The organism is Pseudomonas sp. LF-5 (assembly GCF_037626295.1).
Classification (GTDB): domain Bacteria; phylum Pseudomonadota; class Gammaproteobacteria; order Pseudomonadales; family Pseudomonadaceae; genus Aquipseudomonas; species Aquipseudomonas monsensis.
The window spans coordinates 34,523-50,642 of sequence record NZ_JARKMT010000012.1 but is presented as its reverse complement, the minus strand read 5'-3'; the positions used below and the strand labels follow the sequence as shown (position 1 = coordinate 50,642).

The window sequence follows — 16,120 nt, the reverse complement described above, 5'->3', positions numbered from 1 at the left end:
CCTCGACTTAAAGACCGGCAGCCATGGCTTTGTCGATCAGCCAGTTCAGGTTCGGGCCACGGTCGCTGTTCACTTCCACCGGGCGGCCGGCGAAGCTGCTGTCCAGCGGCTGGTCCGGCTGGATCTGCACGCGGATGTCGGAGGACAGGTCGGCGCTTTTCAGGCTGGTGCTGCTGACGATCTTGCCGGTGCGGGTCTGGTCTTCGCCGGCGATCTGGAAGCTCACCGAAGTACCCGGACGCACGTCGCCGAACTGGCGATAGGAGAAGCGCGCATCGACGGTGGCCTGGGTGTTGCGGGGAACCAGGGTGAAAATCACGTCGCCCTTGCTCGCGTACTGACCGTCAGCCACCAGTTGCTGGGCCACGGTGCAATCGCAAGGGGAGGTCAGGGTACCGGTCATTTGCTTGCCGAACAGCTCTTCAACCTTGGCCGGTTGCAACTGATCTTCGTCCAGATGGCCCTTGAGCACGTCGAGCATGCTGGTGCTGAAGGTCGCCAGTGGTGCGCCTTTGGCCGCTACGCCGTCGGACTTGACCAGGCTCTGCACGGTGCCGTCACGCGGCATGGTGATGTTCATCCCCGGCACGCTGACCAGACCGGCCTGCGCGTGGCTGACGAAGTACATGCCGTATACCGACTTGAACACGAAACCGAACGCCACCAGGCCGATGGCGAAAATGCCGGCGCTGAAGGTCACCGCTTTCAGACGCCCGAACGGGGTCATGCCGCTGCCGCCGTCCTTGACCTTGCGCGCCTTGGTGAAGTTGTCGCGCTGCAGGGTCGCCAGCACTTCGCCGATGCTGACGATGTCGCCAGCCAGGTGCGACGTGATCAGGTGGCGCAGGGTGGAAATATCCTGCGGCTCGAGGTTCTGGAACTGGCAACCGGCGCGGCCGGTCTGGCGGTCGAAGGAGCGCACTTGCAGTTCAACGTCCATGCCGATGCCGAGGTTGTCGATGACGAATTGCAGGCGTGCCTTGTACACCTGGCCAATGGTCAGGGGCATTTGCCCGGCGTTGAACGCCAGACCACCGGCGGACAGGTCGAGGACCCGTGCTTCGAGCGGGGTCCGGTCGGGGCCGAAGAACCGCAGCTTGGCCGGGATTTTCACGCGGGCGTGCTGGCGCTGGGCTTCGGATTCATGCACTACGTTGGCGTTGACGGCGGTATTCATGGGGGCGATTTCCTTGTTAATTCAATAGGGGCAGGTCAGACCATCATCAGCAGCACGGCGACGAAAATGCTGCCGGCGGAGAAGGTCATGGTCCGAGACGACCAGGTGTTGAACCAACGTTGAAAGCTGGCGAGATCACGGGTCAGGGAAGTGGGTTGGCGCGTCCAGGATTGCTGGTCGAGGCGGAAGAACACGTAGATCTTCACCAGCGCACCGACGATCTGGTTGTAATACAGAATCACGGGATAGGCCGGGCCGATCCGGTGACCCGAGCACGACAGCAGCAGGGTCAGAATCAGGCGGGTGATCCCGATCCACAGCAGGTAGGCGAGGATGAACGCGCCGCCGTACTTGAAACTGGCGATGATTGCCACGGTCAGGCCCAGCAGCGAGGTCCACATCGACACGCGCTGGTCGAACAGCACCACCGAGGTGAAGGCGCCGAGGCGTTTGACCCCCAGGCCCAGCGCTCGCGAGTTCTGGCGCAGGTTGTTGCCGTACCAGCGGAACATCAGTTTGCGGCTGGCCTTGATGAAGCTCTTTTCCGGCGGGTGTTCAACGGTGTTGATCGCCGCATCCGGTACGTAAAAGGTGTCGTAACCCAGGCGCATCAGGCTGAACCAGCTCGACTTGTCGTCGCCGGTGAGAAACTTGAAACGGCCCAGGCGCCAGTGTTGCAGCGAGTCGCTTTCGACGTCGGCGATGAATTCCGGGTTGGTCACCACGGTGGCGCGGAACACCGACATACGCCCGGTCATGGTCAGCACGCGCTTGGACAGGGCCATCGAACACATGTTGATGTGGCGCTGGGCGAAACGCAGCTTGTGCCATTCGCTCATGATGTAGCCGCCGCGCACTTCGCAGAACTCGTTGGTGGTCAGGCCGCCGACGTTGCCGAACAGCTGGAACCACGGCACGGTCTTGCGCACAGTGCCTTCGCCGAGCACGGTGTCGCCGTCGATCACGGCCACCACGGCGCGGTCGTCCGGCAGGTGACGGGAGATCGCGCGGAAACCATAGGCCAGGCCATCGCGCTTGCCGGTGCCGGGAATGCGCACGAAGTCGAGCTTCACGCGGTCTGGCGGATTCATCCGCGCCCAGAGCGCTTTCACCAGCAGCTCATCGGACATTTCCACGATCGAGCAGACCACGGTGGTCGGCAGTTCGCAGTCGATGGCTTCGCGGATTACCGAGCTGTAGACCTGCGCCGTGGTGAGCGCGTCGATACGGAAACTGGTGACCATCAGAAACACATGCGACGGGTCCGCCGCCTTACCCAGCTTGCGCACTTTGCGGCGCAGGTGCGGGTAAACGAGGTAGAGAAAAATCATGCCGCGCACAAAGTGCGTTGCACCCATCGAGTAGCGCCAGATACCCACGGCGCCAATCAGGAAAATAAAGTCCTTCGACTCGGAGTCGAATGTGGACGCGGGCAGCATCAAGGCCAGGCCCATCAACAGGCTTAAAAACAACAGCCAGCCGGCGGATTGCAGAAAGAAATGTTTGAGCTTGGTCATCGACGTCATCCAAGGTAAGAGAGGCTTCGAGCTGCAAGCCTCAAGCTGCAAGTGAAACGCTTTGGCTTGCAGCCCGAGGCTTGTCGCTTGGCGCTGCTTTACCAGCAGATACCTTCGGTGCGTGTACCGGCGCTGGTGGCTTTGGACATGAAGCCCACCAGGTCGATGACCTGCTTGCCATGCGGCGCTTCCTGGGCCAGCGAGCGGAATTTCTCGTCGCGGTTGCCGAGGATGATCACGTCGGAGTTGTCGATCACCGAATCGAAGTCCGAGTTGAGCAGGGACGACACGTGCGGGATTTTCGACTCGATGTAGTCCTTGTTCGCGCCGTGCACACGGGCGTACTCGACGTTGCTGTCGTAGATGCTCAGGTCGTAGCCCTTGCCGATCAGCATTTCGGCCAGTTCCACCAGCGGACTTTCGCGCAGGTCATCGGTGCCGGCCTTGAAGCTCAGGCCGAGCAGGGCGACTTTGCGTTTGTCGTGGCTTTCAACGATGTCGAAGGCGTTCTGCACTTGCGATTCGTTGCTGCGCATCAGCGAGTTGAGCAACGGCGCTTCGACGTCCAGCGAACCGGCGCGGTAGGTCAGGGCGCGCACGTCTTTCGGCAGGCACGAACCGCCGAAGGCGAAGCCTGGGCGCATGTAGTACTGGGACAGGTTGAGGGTCTTGTCCTGGCAGACCACTTCCATCACTTCACGGCCATCGACGCCGACGGCTTTGGCGATGTTGCCGATCTCGTTGGCGAAGGTCACTTTGGTCGCGTGCCAGACGTTGCAGGTGTACTTGATCATCTCGGCAACGGCGATGTCCTTGCGGATGATCGGTGCGTCGAGTTCTTCGTACAGCGATTGCAGAACGTCGCCCGAAGCCTTGTCGAATTCGCCGATAACGGTCATCGGTGGCAGGTCGTAGTCGGCAATGGCGGTGGATTCGCGCAGGAACTCCGGGTTGACCGCGACGCCGAAGTCGACGCCGGCCTTCTTGCCCGAGCAGTCTTCGAGGATCGGGATCACCACGTTGGCGACGGTGCCCGGTAGCACGGTGCTGCGAACCACGATGGTGTGGCGGGTGGATTTTTCACGCAGCACGAAACCGATCTCGCGGCACACCGCTTCGATGTAGTTCAGTTCCAGGTCGCCGTTCTTCTTGCTTGGTGTACCGACGCAGATCATCGACAGGTCGGTGTCACGAATCGCTTCGGCGAAGTTGGTCGTACCGCGCAGACGACCGGTCTGGATACCTTGCTCCAGAAGTTCGCCCAGGCCAGGTTCGACAATCGGCGACTTGCCGGCGTTGATCATGTCGATCTTGTCTTTGGCAACATCGACGCCAACCACGTCATGGCCCCGTGCAGACAGGCAACCGGCACAGACAGCGCCAACGTAACCCAAACCAAATATGCTGATGCGCATCGCAATTACCTCTGTGTTTTATCAAGCCATTAGATGGCCGGAGTTAATGGTGTGCAGCGGACACTAGTGCACTCGAAAGTGCGGCATACAGGCGCCACAATGCCGTGTGCAGGCAGACTAAGTTTCGAGTGTCTAAATAAGTGCACTCAAGATGTGCGTAAACAGGCCTTGTTGTTATGACTTGCCCTGTTATGCAGCCGCTCTTCTCTTCAGAAGAGTCTCGTGCAATCGTCTTACACGCTTGATGACAGGAGAAAAATCCCGTAAATCAAGCGGTTGGGTGCTCTGGCGAGCACGTTTATAGGGGGGCGGCCATGGCCTTGTAGGGGATATTAATGGTGCGTATCTCCTGTCCTTCGTTTGTTGTCCAGTTGAGTGAACCATCTAGGCAAGTTGCCGTGACAACTTGGTTACATGGTTTTCTGCACTGCGTAAGTTATCTCGTACAAACTCGGCGATAATCGTTACCGGTGGTATGAGCTATGCATTTGGACATAGTTCCTACCCGCTCATCGCGAAAACTGAAATTTTTTGAAATATTGATAAAGATGGCACTGGTCGCAAATTGATAGCACTTTCGACTTGGGCCTTTATTAATCGGTGTGTAATCGCGCTAGATAGTTTTGTGCCACTACCGTAAAAAAATTTACGTGCCACTACTGAAAAAAAGCGGGGCTGTCGAGTGAAACTAAAATTAGAATTTGAGGGGACGATTTTATGGCGCCAATAAAGTGGCGAAATACGGCGGGGGATTTTTGACATCGTGCGAGCTGCACGACTCTTTATAGAAAGCGTCGTGCAACCGGCATGCTTTATTCCGGAGCGTGGTCGCGCAAAAACACCAGATTGTCTGCTTTCGATTGCTCGGCACTGTAGCGATAGCCCTGTACATCGAACTGTTTGAGGGCGGCTGGATCGTTGATGCGTTCCTGAATCACAAAGCGGCTCATCAGGCCACGGGCTTTCTTGGCGTAGAAGCTGATGATCTTGTACTGGCCATTCTTCAGGTCCTTGAACTCGGTGTTGATGATCCGTGCGTTCAGGGCACTGCGCTTGACCGCCGAGAAATACTCGTTGGAGGCCAGGTTCAGCAGCACGTCATCACCTTGTTCGGCCAGTGCTTCGTTGAGCCATTCGCTGATGCGTGTGCCCCAGAAGGCATACAGATCCTTGCCGCGGGCGTTGGCCAGTTTGGTGCCCATTTCCAGGCGATACGCTTGCATCAGGTCCAGGGGACGCAGCAGACCATAGAGGCCGGAGAGCATGCGCAGGTGTCTTTGGGCATAGTCGAAATCGGCTTCGCTGAAGGATTGCGCGTCGAGACCGGTATAGACGTCGCCTTTGAACGCGAGCAGCGCCTGCTTGGCGTTCTCGGGGGTGAACGCCGGCGTCCAGCTGCCGAAGCGCGCAGCGTTGAGCCCGCCGATCTTGTCCGACACGTGCATCAATTCGCTGATCTGCGCCGGGGTCAGGTCGCGCAGTTGCTGGATCAGTTCCTGGGAGTGATCGAGGTATTGCGGCTGGGTGAAGCGCTGGGTCGCCGGCGGTGTTTCGTAATCGAGGGTCTTGGCGGGGGAAATCACCATCAGCATGAAGTCGTCTCCTTTAATCGTGGGGGCGATTCTAGGGGGTTGTCCGAGTTGACTCCAGCTATGGGGGTTATAGGTATGTGCCAAGGTCGGCATTTGCGACGGCTGGTGGATTTTTCCCTCACCCCAGCCCTCTCCCGGAGGGCGAGGGAGCTGAACGCGTAGGACTGTCGATTTACGCCGAACTGAGCTATTGAGTTGAATGCTGAATTTGAAATCCACACAGATCGGCCCCCTCTCCCTCCGGGAGAGGGCTGAGGAGAGGGCGGCGTCCTTCAACCTTGCACATCAGCTATAGTGCCGCGCGGGTTTTGTTATGGAGACATCCCTTTGCGCATTGTTCTTTTCTTCACCGCGTGGCTGTTGAGCTTCGGTGCCGTAGCGGCACCGGGCGATGTGGCGACGCTGGATCGCAGTACCTGGCCGGAACAGCTCGGCAATCCGACCTTGTTCGACGTGGCGTCACGGGCGGAAATCCTGATGTTCGCCCGAGTCCTGCTCGGCACCGAGTCGCTGGACGAAACCGCACTGGCCCAGCGTCTGGGCCTGCGCACGGTCAATATCGACGCGATCAACAGCCTGCGCCAACGCGTGTGGCAACGGCTGCTGAGCAACTACAACTATGCCCAGCAAAGCTGCGATCAGGATGCGTCGTTCTGTTTCCTCGTCGAAGACCTGCCGACCCTGCGCGAGCAGGCTGCCAAGTTTGTGGTCAGTGACGACAGCTATTACACCAAATGGGCCGAACCGAGCCGGATCTTCCATGTGCAGTACCTCGACGAACTGATGCGCAAAGCCGCGCTGTCGCCGCAGACCAGCAGCGAAGTCGATCGTTTCGGAGACTACGAGCGCAATGGCGACGAGATGCATGACCGGCTGTTTCTGCTGACTTTCGACAGCGCCGCCAACCTCCAGCCGGACAACACTGACTGGCTCGCGGACTACCTGCGCAAGGCGAATCTGAGCGGGACATTCTTTGTCTTGGGCAAGGATATTCAGGCACGTCTGGCCGATCGCTCGGTGAACAACCTGCAAGCGGAGTTCTCGAAACAGTGCGTCGGCGTGCAGGGCTGGGAGTTCCGCTCCCACAGCTATTGGCAGGACTGGCAGGACTCGGTACGTCGCAGTGCTGATCTGGTGAAGAGCAAGTTGCCGGAAAACTACGTGCCGCTGTTCCGGCCGCCGGAGGGGCAGCGTCGCAGTGATGCACAAGGTTTCTTCAATACCCAGGGCCTGCAAGTGGCCCTGTGGGACATAGATGCACAGGACGGCGCCGGCAAACTCAAGGGCAGTGCGAGTGCGCAGCGGGTGCTGACCCTGATGCTGTTGTGGCGGCACGGGGTGATCAATTTCAACATGAAACAGGATGCGGTGAAGACGTCGTTGCCGTGGCTGATCACGCAAACCGCACAAAGCGGTATCGGCTGGGAAGATTGTCAGGACGCGTTTCGCTGATAAGCGGAAAAAGCCCGGAAACATTGGGCTTGGGGCGGTTTTCTTGAAGAAAACGATGCGGGCGGACTTCCGACTCTAACGGTGTCGGGGGAGTCCGCCAAGGGCTTTTCGTCACTTTGCAAAATAAACTTAAAAAAACCGTCAAAGTGCTTTTTTATGTCATGGGTTTTGGAGTATTACGAAGACAGACCGCCGAAACCTGCAACACAGGTGGCGTCTCCCAAGACCCATTTTGTGTGCAGTTCATCTGCTCCTCGAACAAGAGCTTCGCAGGTGAATTCGGCAGTCACTTCGAGGCGCAGCACCGCCGAGGTATTGCGTCGAATGGCTCCCACAAAGGTGACCGAGTATGGATGATCACGGACGTAGCCCTTCTTCCAACCAGCCAATCCTTTATGTACTCGATACCAACGTATTGATTCACGATCCAAACGCCCTGCTGAATTTCGAAGAACACCACGTCGCGATCCCGATGACCGTGCTCGAAGAGCTGGACAAGCTCAAGAGCGGGCATCACAGCGTTGCGGCCGAGTGCCGCCAGGCCATCCGGCTGATCGACAAGACCCTGGGCGATGCTTCCCCGGAAGACGTTGAACTGGGTGTACCGATCCAGCGTGGCAAGGGCGGTCCGAAGGGCTTGCTGTCAATTCTGATGAGCAAGCAGGCCGAATCGAGTCTGATTCTGCCCGAGCACCTGAACGACAACAAAATCATCAACCAACTGATCGACCTGCACACTCGCGATCCGAAAAAACCGGTAGTGCTGGTTACCAAAGACATCAACATGCGCCTCAAGGCGCGCGCCTGCGGGATTGATGCCGAGGATTACAGCACCGACCAACTGGTCGATGACGTGTCCTTGCTGCCCAACGGCTACCACAACATGACCGGCTCCTTCTGGGACCGCGTCAGCAAGGTCGAAACCCGTCAGGACCACGGTCGCACCTGGCACCAGGTGCAACTGATCGACAACCTGCCGGCGGTGCACATCAACGAGTTCATCATTGATGAACAGGGCTTCGTGGGCTGGATCAAGGAGATCGACGAGGCCAAGCTGCTGATCCTCGATCTGCATCAGGAACCGCTGCTGCACCAGGAAGCCTGGGGGCTCAAGCCACGCGACATCTATCAGAGTCTGGCGCTGTACGCGTTGCTCGATCCGGACATTCACCTGGTTAACCTGTCGGGTGCCGCAGGCTCCGGTAAAACCATTCTGGCGCTGGCCGCAGCCATCGAGCAGACCATGGTCAGCAAGCGTTATCGGCGCATCATTGCCACCCGTAGCGTGCAGGGTCTGGACCAGGAAATCGGCTTCCTGCCCGGCACCGAAGCGGAAAAAATGGAGCCTTGGCTGGGCGCCATCACCGACAACCTCGAAGCCTTGCACATGGATGACGAAAACACCCATGGCAGCGTCGACTACATCCTCAGCAAAGTGCCGTTGCAGTTCAAATCGCTCAACTACATTCGCGGTCGCAGCTTCCAGCAGAGCCTGATCCTGATCGACGAATGCCAGAACCTCACGCCGCACCAGATGAAAACCATCATCACCCGGGCCGGCGCCGGTTCCAAAGTGGTGTGCCTGGGCAACCTGGCACAGATCGACACCCCTTACCTGTCCGCGACCAGCTCCGGGCTGACCTACCTGACCGAACGCTTCAAGGACTTCCCCAACGGTGTGCACATCACCCTGCAAGGGGTGCCTCGCTCGATCCTGGCCGAATACGCCGAATCGCATTTGTAACCCTCCACGCAAAAACGGGCGGCCCAACAGCCGCCCGTTTTTTTATGGATAAATGCATGTCCCCTGTGGGAGCGAGCTTGCTCGCGAATGCGGTGTATCAGTCGACATCTATAGTGAATCTGAATCCGCTTTCGCGAGCAGGCTCGCTCCCACAGGGTGCAACGGTGATTTCATAATCAATGATGCGGAAATTTGACCCGCAGGTTTACAATCGCAGCTCCTGATCAGGAGTAATCCCGTGCTGACTCATCTCGATTCCCAAGGTCGCGCCAACATGGTCGACGTCACCGAAAAAGCCGTGACGTTCCGTGAAGCGACGGCTCAAGCGCTGGTGCGCATGCTCCCCGAAACGCTGCAGATGATCGTCAGCGGCGGCCATCCCAAGGGCGACGTGTTCGCCGTGGCGCGCATTGCCGGCATTCAGGCCGCGAAGAAGACCAGCGATCTGATCCCGCTGTGCCATCCGTTGATGCTGACCGGCGTCAAAGTCGAACTCAGCGCTGAAGGCGATGACAGCGTGCGCATCGTCGCCCGTTGCAAGCTCTCCGGGCAGACCGGCGTCGAGATGGAAGCCCTGACCGCTGCCAGCGTCGCCGCGCTGACCATCTATGACATGTGCAAAGCCGTGGATCGCGGCATGACCATCGAAAGCGTACGTCTGCTGGAGAAAGTCGGCGGCAAGAGCGGGCACTTTCAGGCGGAGCAGCCATGAACCTGACCGTGAAGTTTTTCGCCCGTTACCGTGAGGCGCTGGGGGTTGATTCGGTAAAGGTCGAAGGTGATTTCGCCACCGTCGATGACGTGCGCGCATTGCTCGCGCAACGTGACGGTGCCGAGGTATTGAGCGAGCAGAACCTGATGTGTGCGCGCAACGAGGATCTCTGCCAGCTCGACGAGCCGGTGGTCGATGGCGACGAAGTGGCGTTTTTCCCCACCGTGACCGGAGGCTGAGGCATGGCGATTCGTGTGCAGGCCACGCCGTTCGATCCGGGCGCTGAAGTCAATGCGATGCATGCGGCCAATGTCGGCGTCGGGGCGGTGGTGAGTTTTGTCGGTTATGTGCGCGACTTCAACGATGGGCTCGATGTCGCCGGGATGTTCCTCGAGCACTACCCGGGCATGACCGAAAAAGCCCTGGGCAAAATCGCCATCGAAGCCGAGCAGCGCTGGCCGTTGCTGAAGCTGGAAGTGCTGCACCGCATCGGCGCGCTGGAGCCCGGCGAGCCGATCGTGTTTGTCGGCGCCGCCAGTGCCCATCGTCAGGCCGCATTCGATGCCTGCGCCTTTGTCATGGACTACCTGAAAACCCGTGCGCCGTTCTGGAAGAAAGAAAACACCAGCGACGGCCCGCGTTGGGTCGAAGGGCGTGACAGCGATCACGCCGCCGCCGATCGCTGGAAGAAATAAGTTCTCTAGCGCCTTCCAATCCGCCATCGCTGGCAAGCCAGCTCCCACAGGGTTTTGCGTCGTGCACATATTTTTTGTGCACCACTGAAACTGTGGGAGCTGGCTTGCCAGCGATGAGGCCATCTGCAACACCCAATAACCTCGCAGACACTCTCTTCTCCCTGATTGACGGCTTGTACCTATGAGTCCAATATGGATTTCCAAGTACAAAAAAACAGCTTCAGTCTGGCCGCTCGTAGCTCCCCGCTTCTAGCTGCTCTTCTTCATCTTGCCAAACCAACAACAACCCGCGAGAGAACGAACATGAAGAAATTCCCCCTCATCACCGGTCTGGCCCTGAGCCTGTTGGCGTGCACCAGCGCGTTCGCCGCCGAGCAACCCCTGCGCATCGGTATTGAAGCGGCTTACCCGCCGTTCGCCTCGAAAACCGACAAGGGCGAAATCGTCGGGTTCGACTACGACATCGGCAATGCCCTGTGCGCGCAGATGAAGGTCAAGTGTGTGTGGGTGGAGGGTGAGTTCGACGGTCTGATTCCTTCGCTCAAGGTGAAGAAAATCGACATGGCCCTGTCGTCCATGACCATCAACGAAGATCGCAAGAAGTCGGTGGATTTCACCCACAAATACTATTTCACTTCGTCGCGGCTGGTGATGAAGGACGGCGCCACCGTCGATGATCAGTACGCCAGCCTCAAGGGCAAGAACGTCGGCGTGCAGCGCGCCACCACCACCGACCGTTATGCCACCGAGGTGTTCGAACCCAAGGGCATCAACGTCAAGCGCTACAGCAACAACGAAGAAATCTACATGGACCTGGCGGCCGGACGCCTCGATGCCATTTTTGCCGACACCATTCCGTTGAACGACTTTCTGTCGATGCCGCGCGGCAAGGGCTATGCGTTTGTCGGGCCGGAGCTGAAGGATCCGAAGTACGTGGGCGAGGGCGCCGGGATTGCGGTGCGCAAGGGCAATGCCGAGTTGGTCAGCCAGTTGAACACGGCCATCGACGGGATTCGTGCGAGTGGCGAGTATCAGAAGATTTCCGAGAAGTATTTCAAGTCCGACATCTACGGCGACTGATCTACCGCTTTCGCGAGCAAGCTCGCTCCCACATTGGATCTGTGGCATTCACAAATCCCTGTGGGAGCGAGCTTGCTCGCGAAGAGGCCGGAACTATCGTTGAAGATATCTAGCCCTTCAATTCCTTCAGGTGCTTGTACACCGTCGCCCGCCCCATGTTCAGCACATTGGCCACATAGTTCGACGCGCTCTTGCCCTTGAACGCGCCCTCGGCGTGCAGGGCCAGCACCAGCTCGCGTTTGTGATCGCGGGTCAGCAGATTCAGGCTCAGCTGCCGCTCGCGCAGCCAAGCGTGGAGGAAGGTGTTGATGCGCTCCTGCCAGTCATCGCGAAACAGAGAGTCCGGTTGCGGGATCAGTTTGCTCGGCGACAGAAACAGGTCCAGCGCCGCCTTCGCATTTTCGAACAGCGAAATATTCAGGTTGATGCACAGCACCGCCAGCGGCAGACCTTCGCTGTCGCGCAATACGGTGCTCAGGCTGCGGATTTTCTGACCGTCCCAGTTGAGCTTTTCGTACGGGCCGATGTTGCGGTCGCTGACATCTTCGCTAAGCATGTCTTCCAGCGACGACTCATCACCGATCACTCGCTTGGACAGGTTGTTGGCGATGTAGTCGACCTTTTGCGTGCGCAGGTCGTGCAGCACCACTTCGGCGTGGGGAAAGAACAGCGTGGCGATGGCGTCGGCGATGGCACGGAAGTTATCCAGTGCCGGATCGAATTCGGGGGCAGTCATGACTGTGGAGCTCCAGGCGGCGTCAGCGCCCCCGTGCACGGGGGCGCTGCGAGTGTGCCGCAATCCGTTGGGCGCGTCATCCGCAGGGGCCATCAGCGCAGCCGTGAAGGGGAGAGCATGGCGCTGCTGAGGCCGAACTGCTGCAGATGCTCCGGCAACGACTGACCGCGCACCAGTGCCGCACTGGCCTGGCCCATCGCCGGAGAAGTCTGGATACCGTAACCGCCCTGCGCCGCGACCCAGAACAGCCCCGGCACCTGCTGATCGAAACCACTGAGCAGGTCACCGTCGGCGACGAAGCTGCGCAAACCGGCCCAGGTCCGGGTCGGGCGGCGGATGGTCAGCGTCGTGGCTTCTTCGATCTGGTAGATGCCCATGGCGATGTCCAGCTCCTCCGGCTGCACGTCGTGAGGTTCGACCGGATCGGCATTCGCTGGCGAGCCGAGGAACATTCCGGCGTCGGGCTTCATGTAGAACGATTCGTCGAGGCTGACCAGCATCGGCCAGTGATGAATGTCGACGCCTTCGGGCCCGGCGAAGATAAACGCGGCGCGGCGTTTCGGTTGCAGGCCCAGCGGGCGGGCGCCGGCCAATGCGCCGATCTTGTCGGCCCAAGCGCCGGCGGCGTTGATGATGGTCGGGGCGCTGAACGTCTGGCTATTGGTTTGCACTTGCCACTGGCCGTCAGCGTCGCGACTCAGGCTCAGCACCTCGCAATCGGTGTGCACTTCGCCGTTGTTGCGGCGGATGCCGCGCAGGTAACCCTGATGCAGGGCGTCGGTGTCGATGTCGCTGGCGGTCGGGTCGTAGATCGCGCCATGGACTTTCTCCCGACGCAGGATCGGCAGACGGGCGCAGGCTTCGTCGGCGCTGAGTAATTGCATCTCCGGCACCGTGGCTTTGGCGCTGAGGTACTGGTTGTTCAGTTCAGCGGCGTCGCCGGTGAAATCGACAGTCATTTCGCCGCGCGGGGTCAGCAATGGATGCTCGCAGAAGCCACTCGGCGGCTTATCGAAAAACTCACGGCTGGCGAGGGTCAGCGCGCGCACCTGCGGCGTTCCGTACGCGGCAGTGTAGAGCGCCGCCGAGCGTCCGGTGGAGTGGTAAGCCGGGTGCGACTCACGTTCCAGCACGATCACTTTGGCGTGCGGCGACAGCCAGAAACCGGTGGAAGCGCCGGCAATCCCGCCGCCAATGATGATGAAGTCTGCCTGGCTCATGAATGTCTCCGGGGTGGACGCGATATCAAGAAGTTCGCGATCTCCTGTAGGAGTGAGCCTGCTCGCGATAGCGCTTTTGCATTCAACATTATCGTTGACTGATATACCGCTATCGCGAGCGGGCTCGCTCCTACAGGGGATTTGGGGTGTTAGTTGGTCAAGTGATAAAGCGCATTGGCCAGGGCGATGTCTTCCAGGCCCAGACCAATTGAACGGAAAAATACGTGACGGTTGTAACCGGGGCGCGGCACTTTCTCGCTGAGCAGGTCGGCGAGGTCACCGACGATCAAATCCTTGCTCCAGCCATGCTGTTCGGTCGCGATCAGCATCTCACCTGCCGAACCCGGCGTGGTCAGACGATAGTCACAGAATACCTGCATGTCGCCCAGGTTCTGCGGCGGCACTTCATGGGCGCGCGGGGCGTTGGTGCTGATCGAGGTGATCAGCGCCGGTTTGCTCAAGGTGGTCGGGTCGATGACCGGCCCGGCGGACGAGGTGCAGAGCATGATCACGTCAGCATCGTCGAGGGCGGTGTCGCGGCTGTCGGCAATTTTCACGCCCGGGAAGATCGCTTTCAGCTGCGCCCGGGTTTGCGCATCTTCCGACAGGCTCGGCGAATACACGCTGATGCTCTGCCAGTCGCGCAAGCCTTTCACATAATGAAGATGTGCCTGAGCGACCTTGCCGCTGCCGATGATCGCCAGTCGCGACGCATTCACCGGGGCGAGGGCATCGACCGCCACTGCCGTGGTCGCGGCGGTACGTGCGGTGGTCAGTTCACCGGCATCGCACAGCAGCAGTGGCTGACCGGTGTGCATCGACATCAACAGTGTCCACGCTGTCACCAGTGCACCTTGCTCGCGAACGATATACGGCGAGGTTTTCACGCCGTACACACCGTCCTCGGCCAGCACGCCCAGATAATTGATGAAGTCGCCGGCACCCTGCGGGAATTCCACCAGTTGCTGCGCCGGTTGCACGGCATGGCCGGCGGCAAGATCGCGGAACAGCTTGCGCAGGATCTGCGGCACATCAATGCGCGCCAGCAGCGCACGAGCCTCGGCTTGGTCAATCACGTAGGGCTTACTGGACATGTCAGGCTCCGCGGTCTAGATGTAAACTAATTTGTCCATTATGGACTTTTAGTTTTGTCTAGCAAGCGCCTGATGAACTGCCGGGCGAAAAAAAAGCGCAGTCCGTTGCCGGCTGCGCTTCTTTTAATGGCGTCGCTTACTGCGGACGCTTGCGCTCAACCGCACGCAGCAGATGCGTCGGTGGCGTTTCACAGCTGATCTTGCGGCCCAGCTTCTCTTCGATGGACGGCAACTGGTAGGAGTCGTCTTCACCGGCGAAGCTGATCGACACCCCGTCGGCACCCGCGCGACCGGTACGGCCGATGCGGTGCACGTAGTCGTCCGGCACTTCCGGCAGGGTGAAGTTGATCACGTGGCTGATGCCGTCGATGTGGATGCCGCGACCGGCGACATCGGTGGCCACCAGTACGCGGATCTTGCCTTCGCGGAAGCCTTCCAGGGTCTTGATGCGCTTGTGTTGCGGCACGTCGCCGGACAGTTGCGCGGCGTTGATGCCGTCACGCACCAGGCGTTCTTCGATACGGCGCACTTCGTCCTTGCGGTTGGCAAACACGATCACCCGCTCCCAGCCGTTGTCGTTGACCAGGTTGTAGAGCAGTTTGTATTTGTCGGCACCGGCTACCGCGTAAATGTGCTGCTCGACGTTTTCGTTGGCCACGTTGGTGACTTCGATTTCGACGATCGCAGGATCGGTGGTCCATTGCTTGGCCAGGTTCATCACGTCTTCGGTGAAGGTCGCGGAGAACAGCAGGGTCTGGCGTTCGCTTTTCGGTGGGGTCTGGCGAATGATCTGCCGCACTTGCGGGATGAAGCCCATGTCGAGCATGCGGTCGGCTTCGTCCAGCACCATCACTTCGACCATGTCCAGGTGCACGTCGCCACGCTGGTTGAAGTCGAGCAGACGGCCCGGGGTAGCGACGAGGATGTCGCAGTGCCGCGCTTCGAGGTGTTTGAGCTGCTTGTCGAAATCCATACCGCCCACGAACGTCATCACGTTGAGGCCGGTGTACTTGGTCAGGTCGGCGGCGTCCTTGGCGATCTGCACCACCAGCTCACGGGTCGGCGCGATGATCAGCGCACGGGGTTCGCCCATGTAGCGTTCTTTCGGCGGCGGTGTCTGCAACAACTGAGTGATGATCGAGATCAGGAACGCGGCGGTCTTGCCGGTACCGGTCTGCGCCCGACCGATGGCGTCTTTGCCGGCGAGGGTGAAACCCAGCACCTGCGCCTGGATCGGCGTGCAATACGGAAACCCCAGGTCCTGGATGGCGTGCATCAGTTCTGGAGCGAGTTTGAAGTCGTGAAAGCGGGTTTTGCCTTCCTGGGGTTCGACGGCGAAATCTTCGAGTTTCCAGGGAATGACCGGTGCCTTGGGCTTCGGTTCGCGGCGCGGCCTGGCCGGTTTCGGTGCTTCGGTGCGCACAGGTGCGGCGGCGATAGCAGGTTGCGGCTCGGACTCGGGTGTCGCTACCGGAGCCGGACGTTCAGCCTTGGGCGCATCGCTGCGGGGGCCGGGGGCGTGCGACGGCGCACTGGGAACTGGCGCGAGCTGCTCAGCCTCGCTTTTACCGAACATTTTCTTGAGTGCTTCGAGCACGGTCATCTCATCAATTGATTAAGGAATGTACGCCGGCCAGTGTAATGCAAGAAACGGGCGCGGCGTAGTGGGATGATCAAAGCGGTCCG

The 16,120-nt window shown here is 59.6% G+C and carries 14 protein-coding genes; 6 read left to right on the top strand and 8 right to left on the bottom strand.

The features are described from left to right. Positions 1 to 7: 7 nt before the first annotated feature. From PseuLF5_RS24730 to yaaA, 4 genes are all read right to left on the bottom strand, one after another. Positions 8 to 1,177, bottom strand: a complete 1,170-nt coding sequence (locus PseuLF5_RS24730) for an alginate biosynthesis protein Alg44 (RefSeq protein WP_123464840.1) — start codon at positions 1,175 to 1,177, stop codon at positions 8 to 10. A 35-nt stretch (positions 1,178 to 1,212) separates the two neighbouring features. Continuing rightward, positions 1,213 to 2,694 (bottom strand): mannuronan synthase, encoded by a 1,482-nt coding sequence (gene alg8, locus PseuLF5_RS24725; protein WP_177490524.1) that lies wholly within the window; start codon positions 2,692 to 2,694, stop codon positions 1,213 to 1,215. Between the two features lie 98 nt (positions 2,695 to 2,792). After that, the gene (locus PseuLF5_RS24720) at positions 2,793 to 4,109 is read right to left on the bottom strand and encodes a nucleotide sugar dehydrogenase (protein ID WP_123464844.1); all 1,317 of its coding nucleotides are present in this window, start codon (positions 4,107 to 4,109) and stop codon (positions 2,793 to 2,795) included. Between the two features lie 812 nt (positions 4,110 to 4,921). After that, positions 4,922 to 5,701, bottom strand: a complete 780-nt coding sequence (gene yaaA / locus PseuLF5_RS24715) for a peroxide stress protein YaaA (protein ID WP_123464846.1) — start codon at positions 5,699 to 5,701, stop codon at positions 4,922 to 4,924. Positions 5,702 to 6,028: 327 nt separating this feature from the next. Here yaaA and PseuLF5_RS24710 point away from each other — a divergent pair, with 327 nt between their 5' ends. The 6 genes from PseuLF5_RS24710 (at position 6,029) to PseuLF5_RS24685 (ending at position 11,384) form a co-directional block, all read left to right on the top strand. After that, positions 6,029 to 7,153, top strand: a complete 1,125-nt coding sequence (locus PseuLF5_RS24710) for a polysaccharide deacetylase family protein (protein ID WP_267805404.1) — start codon at positions 6,029 to 6,031, stop codon at positions 7,151 to 7,153. Positions 7,154 to 7,502: 349 nt separating this feature from the next. Next, on the top strand, positions 7,503 to 8,897 hold the full coding sequence (locus PseuLF5_RS24705; RefSeq protein WP_128614819.1) for a PhoH family protein: 1,395 nt from the start codon (positions 7,503 to 7,505) through the stop codon (positions 8,895 to 8,897). Positions 8,898 to 9,135: 238 nt separating this feature from the next. Continuing rightward, the gene (moaC, locus tag PseuLF5_RS24700) at positions 9,136 to 9,609 is read left to right on the top strand and encodes a cyclic pyranopterin monophosphate synthase MoaC (RefSeq protein ID WP_007972660.1); all 474 of its coding nucleotides are present in this window, start codon (positions 9,136 to 9,138) and stop codon (positions 9,607 to 9,609) included. After that, positions 9,606 to 9,848 (top strand): MoaD/ThiS family protein, encoded by a 243-nt coding sequence (locus PseuLF5_RS24695; protein ID WP_016985014.1) that lies wholly within the window; start codon positions 9,606 to 9,608, stop codon positions 9,846 to 9,848. Before moaC ends, PseuLF5_RS24695 begins: the two co-directional genes overlap by 4 nt. A gap of 3 nt (positions 9,849 to 9,851) precedes the next feature. After that, the gene (gene moaE / locus PseuLF5_RS24690; RefSeq protein WP_038357637.1) at positions 9,852 to 10,304 is read left to right on the top strand and encodes a molybdopterin synthase catalytic subunit MoaE; all 453 of its coding nucleotides are present in this window, start codon (positions 9,852 to 9,854) and stop codon (positions 10,302 to 10,304) included. Between the two features lie 303 nt (positions 10,305 to 10,607). Continuing rightward, on the top strand, positions 10,608 to 11,384 hold the full coding sequence (locus PseuLF5_RS24685) for an ABC transporter substrate-binding protein (protein ID WP_340134897.1): 777 nt from the start codon (positions 10,608 to 10,610) through the stop codon (positions 11,382 to 11,384). 109 nt (positions 11,385 to 11,493) lie between these two features. Here the strand turns inward: PseuLF5_RS24685 and PseuLF5_RS24680 are convergent, their stop codons facing one another. The 4 genes from PseuLF5_RS24680 to rhlB all read right to left on the bottom strand — a co-directional run bounded on the left by PseuLF5_RS24680 (position 11,494) and on the right by rhlB (position 16,037). Next, positions 11,494 to 12,120: a helix-turn-helix transcriptional regulator gene (locus PseuLF5_RS24680; protein ID WP_123464853.1), complete on the bottom strand. Its 627-nt coding sequence runs from the start codon at positions 12,118 to 12,120 to the stop codon at positions 11,494 to 11,496. A 92-nt stretch (positions 12,121 to 12,212) separates the two neighbouring features. After that, positions 12,213 to 13,340 carry an NAD(P)/FAD-dependent oxidoreductase gene (locus PseuLF5_RS24675; protein WP_340134896.1) on the bottom strand — a complete coding sequence of 376 codons (1,128 nt, stop codon included), beginning with the start codon at positions 13,338 to 13,340 and terminating at the stop codon, positions 12,213 to 12,215. A gap of 149 nt (positions 13,341 to 13,489) precedes the next feature. Then, complete coding sequence (locus tag PseuLF5_RS24670; RefSeq protein ID WP_340134895.1) at positions 13,490 to 14,434, bottom strand: ornithine cyclodeaminase family protein; 945 nt, start codon at positions 14,432 to 14,434, stop codon at positions 13,490 to 13,492. A 136-nt stretch (positions 14,435 to 14,570) separates the two neighbouring features. Then, positions 14,571 to 16,037, bottom strand: a complete 1,467-nt coding sequence (rhlB, locus tag PseuLF5_RS24665; protein ID WP_123464859.1) for an ATP-dependent RNA helicase RhlB — start codon at positions 16,035 to 16,037, stop codon at positions 14,571 to 14,573. Positions 16,038 to 16,120 lie beyond the last annotated feature (83 nt).

Bases quoted from the DNA above. Each gene is read 5' to 3' on its own strand.
- PseuLF5_RS24730 (WP_123464840.1), bottom strand. From the start codon at position 1,177: ATGAATACCGCCGTCAACGCCAACGTAGTGCATGAATCCGAAGCCCAG.
- alg8 (WP_177490524.1), bottom strand. From the start codon at position 2,694: ATGACCAAGCTCAAACATTTCTTTCTGCAATCCGCCGGCTGGCTGTTG.
- PseuLF5_RS24720 (WP_123464844.1), bottom strand. From the start codon at position 4,109: ATGCGCATCAGCATATTTGGTTTGGGTTACGTTGGCGCTGTCTGTGCC.
- yaaA (WP_123464846.1), bottom strand. From the start codon at position 5,701: ATGCTGATGGTGATTTCCCCCGCCAAGACCCTCGATTACGAAACACCG.
- PseuLF5_RS24705 (WP_128614819.1), top strand. From the start codon at position 7,503: ATGGATGATCACGGACGTAGCCCTTCTTCCAACCAGCCAATCCTTTAT.
- PseuLF5_RS24695 (WP_016985014.1), top strand. From the start codon at position 9,606: ATGAACCTGACCGTGAAGTTTTTCGCCCGTTACCGTGAGGCGCTGGGG.
- moaE (WP_038357637.1), top strand. From the start codon at position 9,852: ATGGCGATTCGTGTGCAGGCCACGCCGTTCGATCCGGGCGCTGAAGTC.
- PseuLF5_RS24685 (WP_340134897.1), top strand. From the start codon at position 10,608: ATGAAGAAATTCCCCCTCATCACCGGTCTGGCCCTGAGCCTGTTGGCG.
- PseuLF5_RS24680 (WP_123464853.1), bottom strand. From the start codon at position 12,120: ATGACTGCCCCCGAATTCGATCCGGCACTGGATAACTTCCGTGCCATC.
- PseuLF5_RS24675 (WP_340134896.1), bottom strand. From the start codon at position 13,340: ATGAGCCAGGCAGACTTCATCATCATTGGCGGCGGGATTGCCGGCGCT.
- PseuLF5_RS24670 (WP_340134895.1), bottom strand. From the start codon at position 14,434: ATGTCCAGTAAGCCCTACGTGATTGACCAAGCCGAGGCTCGTGCGCTG.
- rhlB (WP_123464859.1), bottom strand. From the start codon at position 16,037: ATGACCGTGCTCGAAGCACTCAAGAAAATGTTCGGTAAAAGCGAGGCT.